At 56.0% G+C, this 21,635-nt stretch carries 17 protein-coding genes; 6 read left to right on the forward strand and 11 right to left on the reverse strand.

Annotated elements, in window-relative coordinates:
• The 5 genes from QMZ18_RS17385 to QMZ18_RS17405 form a co-directional block, all read right to left on the reverse strand.
• Window positions 1-1,830 carry a tetratricopeptide repeat protein gene (locus QMZ18_RS17385; RefSeq protein WP_282607595.1) on the reverse strand — a complete coding sequence of 610 codons (1,830 nt, stop codon included), beginning with the start codon at window positions 1,828-1,830 and terminating at the stop codon, window positions 1-3.
• Window positions 1,831-1,907: 77 nt separating this feature from the next.
• Window positions 1,908-3,275, reverse strand: a complete 1,368-nt coding sequence (locus tag QMZ18_RS17390) for a cation:proton antiporter (RefSeq protein WP_282607596.1) — start codon at window positions 3,273-3,275, stop codon at window positions 1,908-1,910.
• Window positions 3,276-3,625: 350 nt separating this feature from the next.
• A complete protein-coding gene (locus QMZ18_RS17395) occupies window positions 3,626-4,402 on the reverse strand; it encodes an ABC transporter substrate-binding protein (RefSeq protein WP_282607597.1) in 777 nt (258 codons plus the stop codon).
• A gap of 196 nt (window positions 4,403-4,598) precedes the next feature.
• Window positions 4,599-6,923: an ATP-binding protein gene (locus QMZ18_RS17400; protein WP_282607598.1), complete on the reverse strand. Its 2,325-nt coding sequence runs from the start codon at window positions 6,921-6,923 to the stop codon at window positions 4,599-4,601.
• Between the two features lie 228 nt (window positions 6,924-7,151).
• Complete coding sequence (locus QMZ18_RS17405) at window positions 7,152-7,532, reverse strand: response regulator (protein WP_282607599.1); 381 nt, start codon at window positions 7,530-7,532, stop codon at window positions 7,152-7,154.
• Window positions 7,533-8,460: 928 nt separating this feature from the next.
• Here QMZ18_RS17405 and QMZ18_RS17410 point away from each other — a divergent pair.
• Entirely contained in the window at window positions 8,461-8,709 is a 249-nt protein-coding gene (locus QMZ18_RS17410) for a hypothetical protein (RefSeq protein WP_282607600.1), read from the forward strand.
• Window positions 8,710-8,841: 132 nt separating this feature from the next.
• On the forward strand, window positions 8,842-9,999 hold the full coding sequence (locus QMZ18_RS17415) for a PQQ-dependent sugar dehydrogenase (protein WP_282607601.1): 1,158 nt from the start codon (window positions 8,842-8,844) through the stop codon (window positions 9,997-9,999).
• On the opposite strand, the gene QMZ18_RS17420 is transcribed toward QMZ18_RS17415, so the two are convergent.
• Both QMZ18_RS17420 and QMZ18_RS17425 read right to left on the reverse strand, forming a co-directional pair.
• Window positions 9,996-11,357, reverse strand: coding sequence for an 8-oxoguanine deaminase (locus QMZ18_RS17420; protein ID WP_282607602.1), 1,362 nt, complete (start codon window positions 11,355-11,357; stop codon window positions 9,996-9,998). The two genes, QMZ18_RS17415 and QMZ18_RS17420, sit on opposite strands and share 4 nt — an antisense overlap.
• A 105-nt stretch (window positions 11,358-11,462) precedes the next feature.
• Complete coding sequence (locus QMZ18_RS17425; protein ID WP_282607603.1) at window positions 11,463-12,548, reverse strand: aminoglycoside phosphotransferase family protein; 1,086 nt, start codon at window positions 12,546-12,548, stop codon at window positions 11,463-11,465.
• 129 nt (window positions 12,549-12,677) lie between these two features.
• Between QMZ18_RS17425 and QMZ18_RS17430 the strand changes: the two genes are divergently transcribed.
• Window positions 12,678-13,364 carry a TIGR04283 family arsenosugar biosynthesis glycosyltransferase gene (locus QMZ18_RS17430; RefSeq protein WP_282607604.1) on the forward strand — a complete coding sequence of 229 codons (687 nt, stop codon included), beginning with the start codon at window positions 12,678-12,680 and terminating at the stop codon, window positions 13,362-13,364.
• A 4-nt stretch (window positions 13,365-13,368) separates the two neighbouring features.
• Entirely contained in the window at window positions 13,369-14,001 is a 633-nt protein-coding gene (locus QMZ18_RS17435) for a TIGR04282 family arsenosugar biosynthesis glycosyltransferase (protein WP_282607606.1), read from the forward strand.
• On the opposite strand, the gene moaB is transcribed toward QMZ18_RS17435, so the two are convergent.
• The 3 genes from moaB to QMZ18_RS17450 form a co-directional block, all read right to left on the reverse strand.
• A complete protein-coding gene (moaB, locus tag QMZ18_RS17440) occupies window positions 13,973-14,518 on the reverse strand; it encodes a molybdenum cofactor biosynthesis protein B (protein ID WP_282607607.1) in 546 nt (181 codons plus the stop codon). The two genes, QMZ18_RS17435 and moaB, sit on opposite strands and share 29 nt — an antisense overlap.
• Before the next feature lie 2 nt (window positions 14,519-14,520).
• The gene (locus QMZ18_RS17445; protein WP_282607608.1) at window positions 14,521-16,509 is read right to left on the reverse strand and encodes a lytic transglycosylase domain-containing protein; all 1,989 of its coding nucleotides are present in this window, start codon (window positions 16,507-16,509) and stop codon (window positions 14,521-14,523) included.
• 91 nt (window positions 16,510-16,600) lie between these two features.
• Complete coding sequence (locus QMZ18_RS17450; protein ID WP_282607609.1) at window positions 16,601-17,509, reverse strand: uracil-DNA glycosylase family protein; 909 nt, start codon at window positions 17,507-17,509, stop codon at window positions 16,601-16,603.
• 359 nt (window positions 17,510-17,868) lie between these two features.
• On the opposite strand from QMZ18_RS17450, the gene QMZ18_RS17455 reads away from it, so the two are divergent.
• Entirely contained in the window at window positions 17,869-19,530 is a 1,662-nt protein-coding gene (locus tag QMZ18_RS17455; protein WP_282607610.1) for an electron transfer flavoprotein-ubiquinone oxidoreductase, read from the forward strand.
• A 79-nt stretch (window positions 19,531-19,609) separates the two neighbouring features.
• On the opposite strand, the gene QMZ18_RS17460 is transcribed toward QMZ18_RS17455, so the two are convergent.
• Window positions 19,610-20,242, reverse strand: a complete 633-nt coding sequence (locus tag QMZ18_RS17460; protein ID WP_282607611.1) for a TetR family transcriptional regulator C-terminal domain-containing protein — start codon at window positions 20,240-20,242, stop codon at window positions 19,610-19,612.
• Between the two features lie 129 nt (window positions 20,243-20,371).
• Between QMZ18_RS17460 and QMZ18_RS17465 the strand changes: the two genes are divergently transcribed.
• A complete protein-coding gene (locus tag QMZ18_RS17465; RefSeq protein ID WP_282607612.1) occupies window positions 20,372-21,211 on the forward strand; it encodes a phytanoyl-CoA dioxygenase family protein in 840 nt (279 codons plus the stop codon).
• Window positions 21,212-21,635 lie beyond the last annotated feature (424 nt).

Genomic DNA, 21,635 nt, shown 5'->3' on the forward strand with positions numbered 1-21,635 from the left:
TCAGCTCTCGCTGAAGGGCAGAATATCGAAGGCGATGCTGATCCGGGTTCCTTCGGTCTCGAATGGCAGGGTCCGGTGATAGAAGTAGGCTGGAAACAGCACCATCAGACCCTCCTCGGGCTGCACGTCACGCAATTCGGGTTGGGCTTTACAGTTTAAGTTCGCGGCCGGTTCGCCAAATTCGATCCAGCCGGCGTGGTTATTGCCCGAGCGCGTCACGATCTCGGGAATTTTGGCGTAGTACACGCCACTGAGCCAGGCAGCGGGATGAATATGGGGGATCTGATGGCCCTGTGCCTCCAGCACGACTGACCAGACATTCAGAGTCCAGCGTTTGGGTTGGCGCTCGAGAAACGGGTGGCCGATGATCTTGGGATGCTGCTGCATATAGAGCCGCGCGGCGCTGTTGATCGCCTTCTCCAACTCGGCAACCGGGCCTTTGGGTTCAATCAAGAGCTCCCCGGTGTGTCGGCCGGCCTTTGTGGCGTGTCCCGGTGGATCGCGCATTAATGTGGGATGGGCAAGGATGTGTTCAGTCAAGGCGGTGTTGAACGCATTCATGCTTGGGAAGCCTGCCGGTTTGGGAATGACCAGCGGCAGAATGAGGCCTTCGAGATCGACGAGAGCGCGGCTATCCTCCACTCGTCCTGCCTCGTGTAGCGCCAAGGCTCGATAAGCCAGTGCTGTCGTTAATCCGGGATGGTGTTCCAGACAGCGATCACAGACATCGATCGCGCCAGATGCATTCCCGCTTTGCAAAAGACCACGCGCCAGACTCATGGCAAGATCGGCGGCATCTGGCTGCTTCTCCAAAGCCAGCTTCAGATCGTCGACGATCTCAGAAGCACGGCCAAGTTCTTCGAGTGCGAGCCCTTTCTTCGAAATAGCTTCGTGATAATCGGGCTTCAATGTGATTGCGCGATCAAAGGCCTCGAGGGCTTCTTCGTAACGTCCGGCGGCAGTCAGGGTCTCGCCAAGCGCGCAGAAACAGACTTCTGAGTCCGGCGCTAGTGTGATCGCACGCTGGTGGGCCGCAACGCCCTCCTCGAAAGCAGCAGTCGCCTGAAGAGCCAGGCCGAGTTTCGATTCCAGATCGGCCGAGGTGGGCTTCTGAGCGAGTGCAATGCGGTAGCTTCTGATCGAGTCGTCATGCTGGCCCAGTCGACCCAAACAGCGTGCCAGGCTTGAGTGAGCGAGAGTGAGGTTCGGATTGATCTCGATGGCCGTTCGAAAGGCTGCCGCAGCGTGCTCGATACGATCGGTCATCTCGAGCGCGAGGCCGAAGTTGTAATTGAGACCGGCGTGCTTGGGCTGGAGTGCGATCGCACGGCGGTACAGCGCGAGAGAATCGTTGAAGCGGCGCAGGTCCTTCAGGACGACGGCACAGTTTGAGAGGGCTTCAACATTGCCGGGTTCCAGATCAATGGCTCGGCGATAGGCTTCGACCGCCTGATCACGGTAACCCAGGCTGGTTCTGACTACGCCAAGTTGGAATTGCGCCGCTGCATAGTCGGATTTGATCCGGACTGCATGCTGGAGCGCCGCCATCGCCGCCGTGAGGTCTCCAAGTTCCTTACAGGCGATGCCGTGGTTGAACTGGGCTTGGGCGTTTTTCGGCTGCGCCCTGGCAACTCGTCCTAGCAATTCGGCGGCCGTTTCGAAGTCCTTCAAGCCGAATGCGGCTTCTGCGGCAAGGTTACAGATTTCCAGCTGTTGCGGCGCCGCCTTCAAGCAACTGCGATAACCCGCAAGCGCAGCTTTCAGGTCGCCGCTGCGATGCGATGACTTGGCTGCATTGAGTTGGTCTTGCCGGATGCTGTTCTCGGCCACAGGCTTGTTCCGCTGTTGAAATCTTCGCTTTGGATCGTTGGAGTCAATGGGGCGGGCTTTTCACTGCTGTCCCGATCTCAATCTCTCGGTGGCCGATCCTGGTCTTCCGAGCCCCGCACCCCCCTGGGACGTTCCCTGCGTGGTGTGATGTCGCCGACCCAACGAGTCGCGCCGCTGGCCATATTGATCATCGCATGCTCGGCCCGGCGGGTCGATTTGAACAGGGCCAAGAGCTCCTTGCCATAGGTCAGACGCACGGTTTCGCGTCCGGAGGTAATCCCCAGAAGGGTGATCCGATGCAGCCGGCGGGCTGATTCGAGCCAGAAAGGGCTGCCCAGCAGCGACACCACCGTGACCGCGACAATGAGGCGGTGATCTTCATCGGTCAAGGCGCCGGACCGAAGGCCAAGCGCCGCCAGAATGAAGGAAAATTCTCCAAGCTGGGCCAGCAACGCCCCTGAAAGAAATGCGCGCGGCCAGTTTTCGCCCAAAACACCTATTAAAATGATATTTAGCGCAGTCTTGAAGATCGCAACGAACGTGACGATCAGCAGCACCGTCCCGATGTTATCGATCAAGTAATTGAAGTCGATCAGCAATCCTATCGAGAGAAAAAACACCATCAGCAGGATGCTTTGGATCGGTGCAGTGTGGCGGTGCAGGACTCGGCGGCTGGTCGAATTGCCGATCACCAGTCCAGCCAGAAAAGCGCCATACGCCGGCGAAAGACCCATCAGACCCGAGAGTGCGGCTGCGCCAAAACAAAATGCCAGACTGGCCAGAGGGGTCAAGTCGACGTCACCGCCAATCGATTTGACGAAAGGAAGGCGGATTCTCTGCCGGCGACTGAGATAAACGATCAGGAGTGCCAGGAACGCGATTGACAGAACAACCTTGATGATGGCGTCGAGCCCTAGCCCCGTGTCGCCGCCGAAGGATCCGACGATCAACATCATGGGCACCACCGCAAGGTCCTGTGCGACCAGAATTCCTATGGTGACCTGGCCGACACGCGTTCGCAGCTCGCCGATTTCCTCAAGCATTTTGACCGCGACCGCAGTGCTCGACAGGGCGACCACAAAGCCGATAACGACGCTTAACTCGTAGGACCACCCCAGGAAAGCGCCCAGCGCGAACATCCCGCCCAATCCCACGGTAATCTGCAGAAGCGTGGTAATCAGCGCGACTTTCCAGACTTCGCGAATACCGCGGAGCGAAAGCTCCATGCCAATGGCAAAAAGCAGGGTCAGAACACCAAGCTCCGCAAGCGTTCGGATTGCGTCGCGGTTTTCAACGACCCCAACGGCTGATGGTCCCAAGATGGCTCCGGCAAGGATGTAACCAAGAACCGCCGGCTGACCGAGCCGCCGCATACCAATTCCAAAAGCGAGTGCCGCGACGGCAACGATTGCTATTCCGGTGATGTCGCCGACGTGATCCTGCATTGGGTGAGTCTAGATCATGATCTTTTCATTTGGAATCAATTTGATGGCTCAATAGGCTTGAAGCACAAAAAGATAACGGCTGTGGATGATATCAGGCGCGAATAATGTGAGCAGTTGAGACTACTGGTTCTAATCTTGCCTGATGAAAAAGTAACTTATTGGGGACGAGGCGTCGTCCGCGGGTGTCCTTCAACGCCTTTTGGTTTGCGACAAGGTCTTCTTTTAAGGCCGGTAACTTTCCTGGCCGAATGTCAGTCGTCAGCCATCTGAGGGTACAATCCCACAGATTTCCTTATCCTTTTGGCTGACAGCGGGCGATGTCAGCCCACCGGTTTATGAGCCAATAATCCTTACTTCCAATCGGTAACGCCATATTTGTTCAGGATCCTTTCCATTTCTCCAGAGTCGCGCAGCTTTGCCACCTGAATATCAAATTCCGGAACAAAGTCTGCAGTGCGAGGATCTTTAGGAGAAAATCCAATCATGGTTTCAATGAACGGCAAGCACCCCGCCTTTTTATAGCGGCCCTCCAATCCTTTGATCTTGAAAAAATATTCTGCCACTGCGACATCCTGTACAAACGCCGCCACTCGGTCGATATCCACCAATTCGGTTAACCGCATCATCATCTCCGATTCGCGGCCGGTGAGTTTGATTACTCTTTCATCGTTGGCTTCTACGTAGTCGTCAATTTCTCCATATACGTATCCGCTAATTGTCGCGAATCTGACAGAGGGAAGGCTTTTCAGGTTTTCGTATTGCCAAGTTTGTTCGGGTTTTGTGTAGAAGCAATTACGGGTCATTCCAATCGGTTCTTTAGGAAAAACAAGATTGGGGGCTTCCTCCTGATACACACCGACCAACGCCGTAAATTTACCCCTTTCGACCTCTTGGATCTGGCGAAGAAAGGGAGCGGTCTTATAGATAACTTGGTGACCTAAATTAGCGAAGACAGAGTTGACGATTTCGACGCTGAAACCCGACATCTTCGGATCTACGGTTCCGTTTTCCTCAAAAATATAGGGTCGCCAGTCACCGGTGGTGAACGTCAACTGTTCAGCGTGCGCTGTCGTGGACATTAGTAACACACAAACACACCACAATGCCTTTCTTGAAGACCAGATCATTTGTGTTTTTCCTTTATGTGGGCGGCACCTTTACTGGCAATCTCGCTATATTCTGCCCCTGTTCGTTGACGAGTGAGGGGCTCTGCGAATGTGTCTGGCTCGCGCCTTAAATTGAGCGAGCTACACTGATGTTACCTTTGTTGTTTATGCTATCGTAGCATACTTGGTTAGCTTGCTTAGAGATGATGATTATTGTCTAGATTGAGTGTTCCAACGCGCTCCGGATTTTTCTTAAAAGGTCGCGTTTTCGAAAAGGTTTCTGCAGCAAATTTGTATTGGGATCCAAACGCCCGCGATGGACGATGGAGTTCTCTGTATAGCCGGACATGAACAATATCCGTAGCGTGGGGATCCGCTGCTTCATTTCACCGGCAAGTTCACCGCCGCTCATTCCACCCGGAAGCACGGCATCGGTCAGCAGAAGTTCAGGAGTGAATCCCGAGTCAAGCAAGTTGAGCGCTTCCTGACCATTTGAAGCCGCGGTCACTCGATAACCTGAATTTGACAGGATTGTTGTGGTTAGCCGGCGAACTTCGACGTCGTCTTCGACGACAAGGACTCTTTCGTTACCGACCAAGGAGGCAAAGTCTTCAGCAGCATCTCGCAGGTCTAACGTTTTGGAGGCTTGAGATCGTGGCAGGTAGAGCTTGAATGTTGTGCCTTCACCTACCTCGCTATAGGTCGTGAGATGCCCTCCAGATTGTTTGGCAAAGCCATAAACCATGCTCAATCCTAGACCGCTTCCTTTGCCAATTTCCTTTGTCGTGAAGAAGGGCTCGAAAATATGATCCAGAATGTCTTGAGGCATCCCGCAGCCTGTATCAGTCACTGCTACCAACACATATTGGCCGGGCTGTAGGTCGACTGCCTGATCCGCATAATCATCGTCAAGTCGGGCATTTCCTGTCTCGATGGTCAGCTTACCTCCGTCGGGCATCGCGTCCCTAGCATTGATGGCCAGATTGAGCAGAGCATTCTCAAGTTGAGAACCATCGACGTCACAAAGCCATAGTCCTCCTGCAGTAACCAGTTCAATCTCAATGTGCTCGCCGAGTGTCCGCCGAATTAAGTCGTCCATTCCAGCAACGAGGCTGTTCGCATTGACTGGACTTGGATCGAGAGGCTGCTTTCTCGAGAATGCGAGGAGGCGTTGAGTCAAACTCGCACCCCGTTCAACAGCGCCAAGCGCACGCGTGATCAGGTCACGACGTGAATCCTTGCCTTGCCATTGCTCCAACAGCAGTTCCAAATTGCCCAAGATCACGGCGAGTAAATTGTTAAAATCGTGGGCTATTCCTCCCGTGAGTTGCCCGACTGCTTCCATCTTTTGTGCTTGGCGCATGCGATTTTCAGAATTGGTTTCGTTGGTAATGTCGCTGCCTGTACCCCGATAACCGCTGAGCGCACCGGTCTCATCAAAGGTCGGTTTTCCACTGATCGTGAACCAGTGCGACTGACCTTTGGAACCCATTTTACGACATCGGTGATCACGGAACGGCCAATTCCGGACGACGATGTGGCTGAATTCAAGCCAGCCGGTCTCTGATGTCTCGGGGTTCTCTAGTACCGCCGGCGACCTTCCAATAAAGTCTTCCTGCTCTATTCCCACAATCGAAAAAAAACGGTCGGATACATAAGAAAACCGTCCATCGCGATCGGTCTCCCAAAACCAGTCCGAAGCGGCTTCGGCGACATCTCTAAAACGCGATTCGCTTTCCTTAAGTGCTCGTTCCGACATATTTACCTTTTGCAGGTGCATGTCGATCATGTTCAACAAAGCATTGAAAGATTCGGTCAGGAGGGCAATTTCGTCTCCCTTGTGCGCTGTGTAAGTTGAAAGATTGATTTCCTTCGGTGCCTCTGGGTCGATGCGTCTCATGTTGGTTACGAGTTCGACCAGCGACCGACTGATCAGGAAGTAGAATACTGCCCACAGAAGACCCGCCAATATCATGCTGCGAACGACACCAGAAATGATGACCAGAGTTGATCGATGAAAAAACGGATCCAGCGCAACTAATCGATCAACGGTCAATTCTAAATGGCCGATGGGTGTGGGCTCGTTATCCTGAAGCAGAGGTGCATCGAGCAATGCTTCGGAGTATTCCAAAGTACCGTGAAATAGAGTGGACAGCATCCAGCCCGAATCGTTTTCGGTTTTCGGGCGCGACTTTTCTGCCATAACCCCGGACGAGACTTCGACGATTGCCGCGTTCACTACAAAGTCGTACTCGAGCAAGCCGTCCACCACCTCTTGAGCTAAACGACCGTTCAGTTCGTAAGCAGCCCTCCGAGCCGGTGCCTTGGCTACACGCAGAATGCGTTGAACCACAATGTTAAGGTCGCCGATTTGATTGTAATAATCGTGTGCAACTTGAACCGAGCTCAGAACAAGTCCCAGCATAAATGCGATGATTATTGACGTTCGTGCCAGTTTAAATGAGATGCCCTGGTTCCAAGCGGGACCCGTTTGAGGCTCGAGCATTGCAGGTGGAAGTTCGGGCATACTACCGGACGACATAGGGTGGTTCTCCATCGGCGGCTCTCGCGACATTTATAATATGTCCCTGCCAAAGTTTGTGAGGACGAGCATCTTCGCTCATGACACAGATGTCACATCGGCCGAAGCCGGATCAGCGAATATTTTAGCTCCTGACCGGGCTCAACCAGGATTACATTTGGAGCAAGACCCTGCATGCGGAGCAGCTTTAGAATTAGTGCCATAGCTGCCCTATATGCTTTAGTGTGTTCAATTGTTCGGCTGTTGCAGAATGCGGACTAAAGTGTTGACATGGAGCGGCTTCTCGATCGGACTTATTTTCAGGTTTTCCGAACGGTCCATAGCGAGCTTGTCGGCCATCAAAACGTAACGCGGGTCGTAACCGGTCACCAGCACGACATGGACCGGGCGATCCTTGGATGCGAGCCAGCGAATAATCTCGATTCCGTCCATTTCGGGCATCACAAGGTCCAGAACAATCACGGCCGGATTGAAGGATTGAAACAGTTCCTTAAAATCGAGAGGATTTTGGATCGTCTCTACAGTGTAGTTTTTCTGCTCAGCCACCGTACGTACGTATTCGCAGAAGTCCGGGTCGTCATCGACGACAAGTAATCGCTGTTGCGTCATCCTTCTCCACTCCCGGATTCCTCGCCACTTTGTATCTTCCGCGTCAATGCTTCGCACATATTCGGAGTCATGTGTTTTTCGCAGAACGACTTTTTTCAGCCGCGTGGGGTCGTGACACAAACCACTGTCATAATGTTAGCGGTCATTGAGTAATTGGACGATTCGAGGGCAGTTCGTCGCTCGACTTCGTGCGCCCTCCGTTATGCCGTTCACTTGTGTTCATCGATGTTGCCCGTCAGAGCATAGATGCCCAGTGCATCACCGAGCCGCGTGGCTGCCCGGTGTCGATGCGGCAACATAGGTGTGCAGTAGGACTGGCAATTGGTGCGGGGACTTTATTTGCAACCGCAAGTAACTCAGCTTGGTCGAAGCTAGTCATTGGCAGGTTCATGATCTCAATCGTCCCCGGCGAGGAAATCTCCTCGATGGCAAAGAATAGTGGACCGATCATAACAAAATGCACACATTCTACAAAGCAGCATTAATTATTATTTACTTATAGTTGATAATTTGTACTTCGCGAAACTAAGGAAGCGTAAGGAAATCGTTGCTCAAAAAAATTACTGTTCACAGGCATTCGATATAGTTTTGCTTCTCGGCATTGTTGCAAAAGTTTGATGATGATGTGGAATTCCTGTCACTGACCGTTCCCGTTCTAGATGCGCAATATGGGTTTGGCCTCTGCCTTGATTAAATGGCAGTCGCTAATTGCTTATGATTTCAAACCCTCGGATTGATGAAATCTGGTTCTTTGCAGGCTGACAGCGCCGTAAGGCAACAGGGTTCAACCCTGATCGCAAGCTTCGAAGGGCAGTACAGCTGGATGGAGGTTTTGCTGTAGACAGCGGATTTCAATTCAGGACCAGACTCTTAACGGTAGATCTGTTAAGTACGCTGTTTCGCCTAACGGAATTGGGATCAATAGGGAATGAAGTATCTCGTAGTTGTTGTTGGGCTGCTCGCGATTGCGGCGGCAGCCACTTTTTTCCGCTACGAGAGTTTCAGCCCATGCGATTGGATTGAAGCCGACATGGTAGAGGCTTCTGATCAGCCCCTGCTCGTCGTTCAGTCGCGGATCAAGGCGCGTTTCCTTCTGGACGGGATCGTAAGCCCGGACTATGGCGATTGTCTTCTGAGCTGGTGGCAGTTTCGTCTGGATGGCATTCCAGAGGAATAATTTCGCAGCATTTTCCTGAGCGGAATGCGATCCGCCGCAAAGAGCCGGCTCTCTGGTCATTCCACAGTTTGATACTATATCGAAAGTTCTGCTGTTTTGCTTAAACAGGTGATGCTTGGAGGGCTTTTGAACATGCGAGCGGGTTTTTTGGGTGGGCGCGGGACCAAACGGCTGTCTGTTACGTCTGCCTCAGTTGGCATCATCGTGGCTGCGACGATTTTTTATGGTCCGGTCGCCGCGGACACTATCGAAAGCGAGAAGCACGACTTTCGAATCGTTACGCTGGCTGAAGAACTTGAACACCCTTGGGGTCTGGCTTTTCTGCCTGACGGTTCGATGCTGGTGACAGAGCGGCCTGGACGCCTGAATATTATTAAGGAGGGCGAAGCACCGAGCGTGATTCCCGGAGTGCCTGATGTGGTCGAAGACGGGCAAGGCGGTCTACTGGACGTTGCGCTGCATCCCGCGTTCCAAGAGAACCGTCTAATTTACCTTTCGTACTCGGGAGAGGGCGACGGTGGTGCCGGCACGGTAGTCGTACGCGGACGTCTGGAAAACGAACGGCTGGTCGATGTCGAAAAGATCTTCGCAGTTGCGCGCAAGTCAGGCGGTGGGCGGCATTTTGGATCCCGCTTGTTGTTCGGTGCCGACGGACTGCTCTATATCACGTCCGGTGAGCGAGGTGACCCCGACCGGGCTCAGGACCTGAACGACCACGCCGGCAAGGTGATCCGTGTGACGCCTGAAGGCAGAGTGCCTGAAAACAATCCTTTTACTGGTAACGCATCGGCCAGACCGGAGATCTATTCTTGGGGCCATCGAAACCCACAGGGTCTGGCTTTACAGCCGGATACAGGCCGAATCTGGGCCGTCGAGCACGGACCGCGCGGCGGCGACGAACTGAACGTGATCGAAGCGGGAGCCAACTATGGTTGGCCGGTGATTACCTACGGCCGCAGCTATGCCGGATTTTCGATTGGCGAAGGAACTGAAAAAGCCGGCATGACCCAGCCTGCCACCTATTGGGTCCCCTCGATATCGCCCTCAGGTTTGTCCTTCTACAATGGCGACGCCTTCCCAAAATGGAGCGGAAATCTCTTCGCGGGCGGCCTCTCGGCCCGCGCGTTGGTTCGCATGGAACTGGTGGGCACGCGGGTCGTGCATCAGGAACGCCTGCTGGTCGATTTAGACGAGCGGGTGCGCGATGTACGGCAGGGCCCGGACGGTTTCCTCTATTTGCTGATCGACGATTCAGAAGGTTCCGTCCTGCGCCTGGAGCCCGTCTCCTAACGAGCTTCGTCCCGCAGGAGATCTGCTGCGGCTGCCCGGTGCTTTTGAAGCAGGTTGGGCAGGTGAAGTGATGTTATCTCACCCTGATCGACGACGACACGACCGCCAATCACTGTGTAGCTGGCCCGATGCGGCCCGCAGAAGACCAGCGCAGCCAGTGGATCGCTGCCTGCCCCCGCCATTGCAGTGCTTTCAGTCGAAAAAGCCGCGAAGTCACCGGCCATGCCGGGGGCCAGATATCCCAGGTCTCGACGACCCAGGGCACGGGCGCCGCCCGCGGTCGCGACTTTGAGCGCCTCGCGGGCGCTTAGACCTGCTGCCCCTTCGCGTACCCGCTGCAAAAGCATCGCCTGGCGCGCCTCACCGAGCAGATCAGCGCCGTCGTTAGAGGCGGATCCGTCCACTCCTAATCCGACCGGCACACCGGCATCCAGCATGCGGCGGAGCGGAGCAATTCCCGATCCGAGGCGCATGTTCGAACAGGGGCAGTGCGCAATGGCCGTACCGGTCCGCGCAAAGAGCTGGATTTCGCTCTCATCCAGTTGAACGCAGTGGGCATGCCAGACGTCGTCACCGACCCAGCCCAAGGCTTCGGCATAGTCTCCTGGTCGCTGGCCGAAATTTTCCTCGGAATAGATGATATCCTGTGCGTTCTCCGCCAAATGCGTGTGTAGTCTGACACCGTAACTGCGTGCCATCACGGCGGTTTCGCGCATCAGATCCCGGCTGACCGAAAAGGGTGAGCAGGGGGCAAGCGCAACCTGGATATGCGCGTAGTCGGAGGCATCGTGAAAACTCTCCACGACACGCTGACAGTCACGCAGGATGTCGGTTTCCTCTTCGACCAGGAAGTCCGGTGGCAAGCCGCCTTTGGATTCTCCAATGCTCATACTGCCGCGGGTGGCGTGAAAGCGGATACCGGTTTCCAATGCCGCCTCGATCGTATCGTCGAGACGTACACCGTTGGGGAATAGGTAAAGATGGTCGCTGGTCGCAGTGCAGCCGGACAGCAATAGCTCGGCGATTCCCGTTTGCGTCGCAGTCTTTACAGCGGAGGGGGTCAAGCGTCCCCAAAGCGGATAGAGAGCCTTGAGCCAGTCGAACAGCAAAGCATCCTGCGCAGCGGGAATTACGCGTGTGAGGGTCTGATATAGATGATGGTGGGTGTTGATCAGTCCCGGAAGTACGACGTGACCGCTTAAATTGATCACCCTGTCGGCCGTTTCCGGCAAATCTTCCGTTGGCCCGAGCGCCTCAATGACGCCATCTCGAATGAAAAGCCCGCCGTTGTTTATTTCGGTGTTTTCGGGACCGAAAGTGGCCAGGAGGGCCGCATTGCGTGCAAGAAGTGTTGCCATGCTTTGCGGTCTCTTTGTGATTAATGCCGATTCTCGTTCGACTTCCACCCATAGGCCGAAGTTGATTTTTGGAGCGCGAACTCTGTACGAAGTTTGGTGCCAGGGCTACAGAAAATCGTAAAGAGACGGTGTTCCTAACCATTCGGCACGCATGCGCTGCAGGGTTTCGGCCTGCAGATACTCGTCGACGCGTCCAGCGACGTGTGCGATCAGCTCTGCTGTGTTGTTTTCTGCCGACCAGTCTTCGGTTGAAGCTGCCTTGTGCTTGTCGTGGGTCCGGCTGCGGTTTTGCAGGACCCGCCATTTGGCGCACCAGGTGATAGCGCGCAGCATGGTGATCCGCCGCAACGGGACCATCCAGGGCCGCAGCGATTCTGCGAGCCCGTCAGGTATGGTCTCCAGGTAACGCTGGTAATAGCCGGCGACCTCATCGATTGAGAGATCGGCCCAGACGTCCGTGTCCCAGGTGGTCGAGGAATAGATCGTGGCGTGGGCGAGATCGGTCCCCGGTGATCCGTACAGCGCTTTTTCGAGATCGACGATGATGGCGCGGCCTTCTTTATCGATCAGAAAATTACCGGGATGGGTATCGGTTAGAACCAAGGTCTGCGGCTGGAGGCGATCCCGGCAGTCGCTGGCAAAATCACGAGCCCAGGCCAGTTCTTCCTCGATCTCCCGGCGGGCTTTGTCCGACAGCTCGGCACTGTCCAGGAATTCAGCCTGCTGTCCGATTTCCGCCATGGCGCCGGCGACTGGATCGCGGTGATTGGCGAGTGGTGGCCGATTTTCAGAATCGGGCAATTCGAGGGCGTGCACCTTGGCCATGCATTCCGCCATTGCGCCCAGGTCTTTCGGCAGTGACGGTGGTCGCCCGTCGATCATTTCGACCAGCAGCGCGCCCATGGGAACGCTCTCACAGGGTTCGATAACGGCCTCGAGTTTCGGGGCATGTCCTGACTCGCTCACCCTTCGAAAGCAGGCGGCCTGATATGACAGATTGTCGGATGCGGCCATCGCGAATTGGCTCTGCTTGGGGACTCGCAGCAGAACGCCATGGTCCGCAACCTCGACGTGATCATGGGCAAGGCCCTTAACTTCGAGTGGCCGCAGCGACTGCAGGTTCGTTGTTGAAAAGCCGTCGACTTCCTGGAGTTTGGCGAGGAGGGCGGGAAGGTGGGCTGTGACGGTCATGTTTTTCCAGGATGGTTGATCGCGAACAAACTAACGGTGATGTGACAGGAAGCAAGGTCCGGAGAGTGGACAAAAGGTGTTGCGCAGGATAAAGCCGGAAGGACGCAATGACTATGTGGCATAAGCGGAATGACGGCGCCTCTCTCAGTTGTGATCCCGACCTTGAACTCGGGTGACGCACTTCGGCGGACAATCGCGGCGCTCAACACGCCGGGTGAAGGTTCGCTCGCGCTGGAGGTCATCGTTGTCGACGGCGGCTCTAATGATGCGACAACGGCTGTGGCGGCATCGTTGAACGCTCGCGTTCTGGAGGCGCCTGCCAGCCGCGGCGGGCAGCTGGCGATTGGTGGCGAGCAAGCACGTGGTGAATGGCTGTTGTTTCTGCATGCAGACACTCTGTTGGAAGATGCCTGGGAACAGGTGGTCACGGCTTTCATTCAAGAGCCTGCCAATCAGAAACGGGCCGCAGTCTTCCAGTTTGCGCTCGATGATCCTGATCCGCGCGCGCGCCGGGTTGAGCGGATAACCCGATGGCGAAACCGTGTTTTGGGACTTCCTTATGGCGATCAGGGCCTCCTCATCCACAAGGCGTTTTACCGGAACCTGGGAGGCTTCAGTTCCTATCCGCTCATGGAGGATGTCGATATTGTGCGGCGGATCGGGCGCAAGCGTATTCTCTGCCTGCCTGCAACAGCAACGACGTCGGCGGCTCGTTACCGCCGGGACGGCTGGTGGATGAGGCCACTGCGCAATCTTACTCTTTTGACGCTCTTCAGCCTGGGCGCACCGCCGCGCCTGCTGACCCGGTTGTATTAGCGCAATGGGCCGGCGCTATCTCGGGACGGTTGTGGTGATGGGGCGCTTGCCGCAGGTCGGTGTCGGCAAACGGCGTTTGGCACGTGATATCGGTGACATCGCCGCCTGGCGGTTCTATCGTCAGACCCTTTATGGCTTGCTGCGGCGTTTGCAGCGCGATCGTCGCTGGCGTGTGTGTCTTGCGATCACCCCGGATCAGGCCGCGTTAAAAGTGGCAGGAATCCCCAACGGAGTGAAAGTCATTCCGCAGGGCAGGGGAGATCTCGGACAGCGGATGGGGCGGCCTTTGCAGACTCTGCCAACGGGACCGGTCGTCATTGTCGGATCGGATATCCCAGACATCGAAGTGACGCATCTGGAACAGGCATTCAGGCTACTTGGCAGGCGAAATTGGGTGTTTGGTCCCGCTGCCGACGGCGGCTATTGGCTGGTTGGGGCCACGCGACGGCCCTGCCTTAAAGCCCCTTTACCCTTCGCAGGCGTTCGCTGGTCTAGTCCGCAGACTCTCTCCGACACTCTGTCCGGTCTGCGCGGGGCGTCTTATGGGCTGTTGGAGCAGCTGGACGATGTGGATTCCGGAGCTGATCTCGAAGATCATAAACAGAAGATCAGCCGGCGGCTTTTAGGTGTTCCTTAAGGCGCGGCATCAGTTCAACAAGATTGCAGGGCTTGTGCCGGGAATCCAGCTGGAACCTGAGAATCTCGCCCCAACCATCCTTACAGGCAGAGGGCGAACCCGGCAGTGCGAAGAGATAGGTGCCGTCGGCGACACCGCCAAGCGCCCGGCTTTGGATGGTTGAGGTGCCGATCTTTTGGTAGCTCAACCAGCGGAACAGCTCGCCGAATCCTTCGATTTCCTTGTCAAGCACGGCCTTCATCGCTTCCGGTGTTGTATCGCGGCCTGTCACCCCGGTGCCGCCGGTCGTGATCACCACATCGATACCTGGATCGGCACAATAGGCCCTGAGTCTTGCCACAATCGCATCGTAATCGTCACGAATGATCTCGCGTTTGGCGACTTTGTGCTTGTCGTCTTCGATCATCTCACAGAGGACTCGACCGGACTTGTCGTCTTCCAGAGTTCGGCTGTCTGAGACCGTAAGAACTGCGATGTTGACGGGAAGAAAAGGAATGCTCTCGTCGATGCGCGCCATAGTTACTGTTGGCCGGTACGGGCTCCTGCACCTGTACTGGCCACCCTCGTTCGGTTGCTGTCGAGGGATTCATACTGCGGCCAGTCGCCTGCGGCAATGGCTTCTAGCGAAGGGGTGTCCTGACCCAGACGCGTGCGGTAAATCCAGAGATTGGCCAGCACGCGCTCGACGAACAAGCGGGTTTCGCGCGACGGCAGGCTCTCGATGAACAGCAATGGGTCGTTGTTGAAATCCATCCGCCGCTGCCATTTGTTGAGATTGCCCGGACCGCCGTTGTAAGCGGTGGTCAGCCGGAACAGGTCGCCCTGCACAAAATTGTGCTTGAGCAGATAGGCGATGTAATTCTGTCCCAGTTTCATATTCAGCGTCGGCTCGTAGAGTTTGCGCTTCTTCTTGCCACGGAAGCTCTGCTTCGAGATGTAACCCGCTGTGGCCGGCATTAATTGCAGTAGACCCCGCGCACCATCTGGGCTCTTGGCGCGAGGGTTGAAGGAAGACTCCTGGCGCATCACCGCATAGATGAGGGCGCGGTCCAGCTTGAAGCCGCCTTCGGGACTCCAGGGTGGAATTGGATAGAGTGCGGCATCGATTGCGTCGCTGTCGGCACCATTGGTTTGATAGCGGGCGAGGCGCGACCCTAGTTTGTAGGCGAGGTTCGGCAGCCCGACCAACTCGGACAGCGTCAACAGAGCTTCTGTCAGGTTCGGATCATTCGCTTCGACGAGCCGCATGAGTTCGCCCTGGGCGTCGTCCCAGCGGTTGATTTGCGCCAATGCGAGTGCGCGTCCACCTTCCGGTATTGCCTGCAGCCTGGCCAGCTCGGCAGTGTCGATTTCCTCCAGATGGGAGGTGAACTCCAGATCCCGGCCCAGGGCGCGGCGTGCCAGCAGGCCGTAGAAGGTGCGCGGGTAAGCTGAGGCGAGATTCAGCCAGCGGCTCATGTCGGCGGGCTTGCGGAGTTTCAGGTTAACGCGCGCCGCCCAATAAGCTCCGGCGGCGGTGTTCCAACCCGAAGCACGCTCTGCTGTGGCCAGATACTCGAAGTGTTCGCCGGCTTTTTGAAATTCGCCGAGACGCCAAGCCGCGAGGCCCGCGATCCAATCAGCGATCGGTACATGGAGCCTTGAACGGGCAGCAGCGGCGCTCGCCAGTTTGTAGGCTTTTTGATCATCGCCGTAATAGAACCAAGCGGCTGCGATCTTTGTATAACCGTCATCGATTTCGGCACGATGAAGAAGGCGCTTCGCCTTTTTTCCGGTCAGCAGTTTTTCGGTGACGCTCAGCCGGGTCCGCAAGGCATTGCGGCGGATCTGGCGTTTCAAGCTGTTCGCGGCACGTCGGTTGGCACGGCTCAGTTTTTTTCTGGGCAGTTTGTAGAAGCGCTTTTTAGCCTTTGTGGTCGTTGTGCCGAGAGCTGCCGAGCGAGGTTCGGCCCGGCGAACCTGAGGTGGGGTCGGCATCCGGTAGTTCTTTGGCCGACGCTTCAGGGCAAGCTTATAGAGTCTTGGAGCCTGCGGGTGGTCGGCATAGGCCTTCAGCCAGCTGCTGAGTTCCTTGTATTTGGAACGATAGGCGGTGGGGTGCAGGTAGCGCTGGGCCAGGATATGCCCCATAAGCCGTTGATCGCTCAATTGCGCGATCTTTTTGTCCGCCTGGCGCCACTTTCCGGCTTTCTGCAATTTGAAAATATCGCGATAGAGCTTCGCGTCATCTTCAGTCAGTACTTTCGGTGGGGTCTGGGGCTGTAAAGCTTGGGGCATCGGCTGCACCGGAGCTGCCACAGAAACCTGAGTGGTGCCGCGTGTCTTCGCCTGCTCTGCTGCTTGGGCGCTGCTGGCGAGCGAAATAGTCACATCCGTTGATACTAAAAGTCCGCCGAGGACCAGCAGGGCCGCAGCCGTGCAGAGGCCAACACTCGAGCGTGAGGATAAACCGAGTGTTGCGCCGGCGCGGCAAAGCGTCGAAACGCGAAAGTTTACGGACAGATTCAAGAGACCCCCGAAGATGCCGTTAAAGGTTAATCAATGCAGCACAGGACTGCAATAAACGGCTTAAACTATATGGATAAAGAAGGGGTTAAGGTTACCGCTCCTTAACCTCGATGACTGGATCCTCGCCCGACTCCATGGCATGCGCCAGCGAGAGGAGGTCCCTCCAGGCCAGGCGTTTCTGCGCAGGTTGCCGAAGAAGATAGGCAGGATGCAGCGTCGCAAGCGCCGGGATCGGCCGATCCAGCCCCGCGGTCTGATAGTGTCCCCAGTGGCCGCGTAGCTTCAGGATGCCTTCCCGGCGATCCAGTAGGGTTTTTGCCGAAATGCCGCCCACCATCACGATATGGCTGGGGTTGACCAGTTCCACGTGACGTTCAACAAACGGCAAACAGGAAGCTATTTCGCCGGCGGTTGGGGTTCTGTTGCCCGGTGGCCGCCAGAACAGCAGGTTGGTGATATAGACCGAGGTTCGGTCCAGGCCGATGTAAGACAGCATCTGATCCAGCAACTGGCCGCTGGCACCGACGAAAGGCAGCCCCTGCCGGTCCTCCTGGGCACCGGGTGCTTCACCGATCAGCATGACACGAGCCTGCGGATTACCATCTGCAAAACAAAGGTTCATGGCCGTCTGCTTTAGGGGGCAACCTTCAAACGCGGCGACAGCGGTACGCAGTTCCTCGACCGTCGTTGCTTCGCGCGCCTGTTTTCGGGCGTTGACGAGAGTGTCTTCGGTTGAGGAAAGGTTGCCTGCGCTGGGCTGCCAAAGCGGCGGTTGCGGCGCCTCCTGGAACCGGCCTTTCGCGTTGGTCTGCTCCACCGCCTGCACCGGCGGAGCTGTTGCGGTTCTTTGTTGTGCTGCTGCTTGTGGCGGTATCGGTGCGGCTGTACGATCGATCGCCTCCTCCCCGATCGTTTCGTCGGCGCCGGCGTCGATCAGCCACTGGAGAGCAGAAAGCGCTTCCGAATTTTGTGAAGAATCTGGGGGTGGAGTCGTGACCATGGCGTGAAACTACCAAAACACGACGCGTTCCGAAACGCGGAGTCTTGGAGATTGTCGAATTTCTTTGATATAGGACGTCTTTGTGGTCGGGGTCTACAAACCCGGCGTTAGGATGAAGATAAATTGTGCTTGTGTTTCAGGGCTTCGATTGGAAGAAGCTTTGGAAGGCAGGTAGCTATTGCGCATTTGGCGATTGGTGGACCGGACTGCGAAGGGCGCAAAGTTTCTAAATTGACGTATGCGTCAAGAAGGTGACGTAATGCGCGATATGGGTGGTCGCCAATTTGGCGGAGAAACGACAATGGGCAGACTGACGCGGGCGGACCGCCGCCAGATCTGCACGATGGAGGAGCGGATTAATGGAACGTGAGTTCATGGAGTATGACGTCGTCATCGTAGGCGCCGGTCCTGCCGGATTGTCGGCGGCGATTAAACTCCGTCAGTTGTCGGCTGAGTCGGGTAGGGAAATTTCGGTCTGCGTCCTGGAAAAGGGGTCCGAAGTGGGCGCCCACATACTTTCCGGTGCCGTTCTGGAGCCACGGGCCATGGACGAGCTGTTTCCCGATTGGAAGGAGCAGGGCGCGCCCTTGAACATTCCGGTCGCGGACGAAAAGTTCATGGTTCTGACCGAGAAGGGCAAAATGTCGGTGCCGGTCGGCCTGTTGCCTCCGCAACTTCAGAATCACGGCAATTACATCGTGTCCCTCGGCAACGTCTGCCGTTGGCTGGGCGAACAGGCCGAGGCGTTGGGCGTTGAGATCTATCCCGGCTTTGCTGCCTCCGAGGTCGTCTATCACGAGGATGGCCGGGTGAAAGGCGTCGCGACCGGCGACATGGGTGTGGGCAAAGACGGCGAGCAAAAGACAACCTACCAGCAAGGCATGGAACTGCACGGCAAATACGTCCTGTTTGGCGAAGGCTGCCGCGGTTCGCTGACCAAGACCCTGTTCGAACGCTTCGACCTGCGCGCCGACTGTGATCCCCAGACCTATGGTATCGGTCTTAAGGAGCTCTGGCAGCTGGATCCGGAGAAGCACAAGGAGGGCACGGTCATCCATACCGCGGGCTGGCCCATGAACACCAGCACCTGGGGTGGGTCCTTCATTTACCACCTGGATAACAATCAGGCCTATGTGGGCTATGTGGTCGGCCTCGACTACGAGAACCCGCATCTCTCGCCCTTCGAAGAATTCCAGCGCTTCAAGACCCACCCCGCCATCCGCGAAATGCTGGAGGGCGGAAAGCGCATCTCTTACGGCGCCCGCGCATTGAATGAAGGTGGGTTGCAATCTTTGCCGCGTCTGGTATTCCCCGGCGGTGCTTTGATCGGGTGTTCCGCGGGCTTCCTGAACGTGCCCAAAATCAAAGGCAGTCATAATGCCATGAAGAGCGGCATGCTCGCCGCCGAAGCGGCTTTCGAGGCCTTGACGGCCGTTGGCGAAGAGGAAACACCGGCACCGGTCCTCGATAGCTACGTGACCAAGTTCGAAGGTTCCTGGGTCTACGAGGAGCTCCATAAGGCCCGGAATTTCCGTCCGGCCTTCAACAAGTGGGGCCTCTATGGCTCAATGATCTACGGCGGGCTCGATCTCAAGATCCTCGGCGGCAAGGCACCCTGGACTTTCCATTACAAGCACGCCGATCATGAATGTCTGCGCCCGGCGGCGGAGATGCCAAAGATCGAGTATCCTAAGCCGGACGGAGTCATTTCGTTCGACCGCCTGTCTTCGGTCTTTATCTCGAACACCAACCATGAGGAAGACCAGCCGGTCCATCTAACCCTCAAGGACGCCAGTGTTCCGGTCGACCATAACCTGGCGATCTATGATGCTCCTGAGCAGCGGTTTTGCCCTGCAGGCGTCTACGAAATTGTGCGCGAGGATGACGGATCCAACCCGAGACTGCAGATCAACGCTCAGAATTGTGTGCACTGTAAGACCTGTGATATCAAGGATCCGACACAGAACATTAACTGGGTCACACCGGAAGGTGGCGGCGGACCGAATTATCCGAACATGTAGGCACTTCGCTGCAGATTGAACGAGAAGAGCACCGCTGTTTTTCACCGGTGCTCTTTTTCTTACTGCCGGCGCTACAGAGCTATTCTGGGGCTCTATTGTCGCATAGACAGCTTTCGAGGTAATCGTCACAGATCTTGATCGCCCGTTCGACCGTCATATTGTCCTTGCCGACCGCCAAGCTGCCCCACAGACCGTCTAACAGCATTAGTAGACCGACAGCGGCCTGCTCTGCGTCGCAGCGGCATCCTCGTAACTTGGCAGCTTCATTGAACAGAGGGGCCGTCAAGGCTTGCCAGGACTGGCTGAAACGCTTGAGTGGCTCCCGATAGGCTGGCATCGAGCGGCTGGCATTTACAAAGGCCTGCATGGCGCCGATCACTGCTGGCCGATAGGTGGGCGGCGTGAAGCTGAGGCGAACTATCCGCCGCAGCTTTTCATGCGGCTCAAGGTCGGCTGCGGCAATCACCTCTCTTTTCTTCTCGAGACCTTCATCGAACCAGGCCTTCAGTGTGGCGACCAGCAATTCTTCCTTGCCGGAAAAGTAGTGCCCGATCAGACCGCGTGACGCCCCTGCAAGCCGGCAGATCCGATCAACCGTAGCGCCGGCAATATCATGCTGCGCAACGGCTTCCAAAGCGGCGCGCAACAGCGCCTGACGACGATACACGCGAATTTCCGGCTGTGTTCTGGGGCGCGCGATGTGTTGAGGCATTTCCAATACTCCTCCCGTTGATCAGCACGTCCTGAATTCGACAGGTAACATATGTTTGTTGATCGTCCAACTTTTTCATTCTACGTGATTTTGATGGACACAGCATCTGATTGCGGAAAGGCCGGAAAGATGGACAAAGCTCTATACGACGCCACAGGGATCCATTGGCCCGTTCAGCTCTATGAACCCGATGAGGCCGCAAAACTCTATGATCGCTATTGCAGCTTTCAGACAGAAGTGAAGGCCCGACGGGGACGCGAAGCCTTTATCAAACCTCATTTGGTCTCCACCTGGCTCGACGGCATTGTCAGGCATCCTGTCGTGGTTGCGGCCGTGGAAGCGGCGATCGGCCCGGATATATTGCTTTGGGAGTCCGACTTCTTTGTCAAAGCCGCAGGAAAAGGCACATACGTGGGTTGGCACCAGGATTCGCCGTACTGGGATCTCTCGACCAACGAGGTGGTTAGCGTTTGGCTCGCGCTCACAGCGTCAAAGGGAGAGATGGGGCCCTTGGTCGTGTTGCCCGGCAGTCACAGCGATGGGCAAATCGGTCGGCTCGACATCGAAGGATCGCCGCACGATGCCTATAGCGACGGCGAGCGGACGGCAGATGCGGGCAATCTGGTTTCCTTTGAACATAAATTGGATGGTTTGATCGACGAAACGACCGCCATCGAGGTTGAGTTGGAACCCGGTTACTTTTCCGTTCACCATGTGGATTTGGTACATGGCGGGCAGCCCAATCGGAGCAGTTGCGATCGTGTTGGTTTCGTAATGCGTTTCATTTCCAGCAATACCTACTGCAGAGCGGGGCGGGATTCCGCCACCCTGATCAGCGGGCGTGCGCCGGCATCGGAACACTTCGTGTTGGAGCCGCGCCCAAGCGCTGATTACACGAGAGAAGGTTTGGCTGCTCTGGAAGCCGCTTTGGCCTATCCCAGTGGTTTTGGTGATAAACCGCTAAAGTGAATCCGGCCATTAACGATAAGCTTGGTGGTTAACATCATTCTATTCGTTAAAATTTTTCCGGTCAGACCTCGAAATTGGGCAGCTTTCGACTATATTTTTCGGAAAAGAGATCACAATTTCGAGATTAACTCTATTTGACACTTTGTTGCCTGACATTTTGAGCCTCTTAACCCTATTTCAGGAGAATAGGCCAGTTTTCTTATGACGCGATTGGCATCCGTGGAAAGGCCAGTCAGAGCAGTCGACATTGTGGTTAAACGTCGGGAGCCCCGGCACCTTGATGTAAAGGCTATAACAAAGCGCCCGGATTCTGCGCCGTTGTGGCCGATGGTGTGACTCGGGTACACTCTCTGTCCGTTGTTCAGGAGAGCGATTTGACGCGATACCTATTCGATCTACGCCCAGAGACGCACCCGAACACAGA

Origin of the sequence: Pelagibius sp. Alg239-R121, assembly GCF_947331435.1 — a bacterium.
GTDB lineage: Bacteria > Pseudomonadota > Alphaproteobacteria > Kiloniellales > Kiloniellaceae > Denitrobaculum.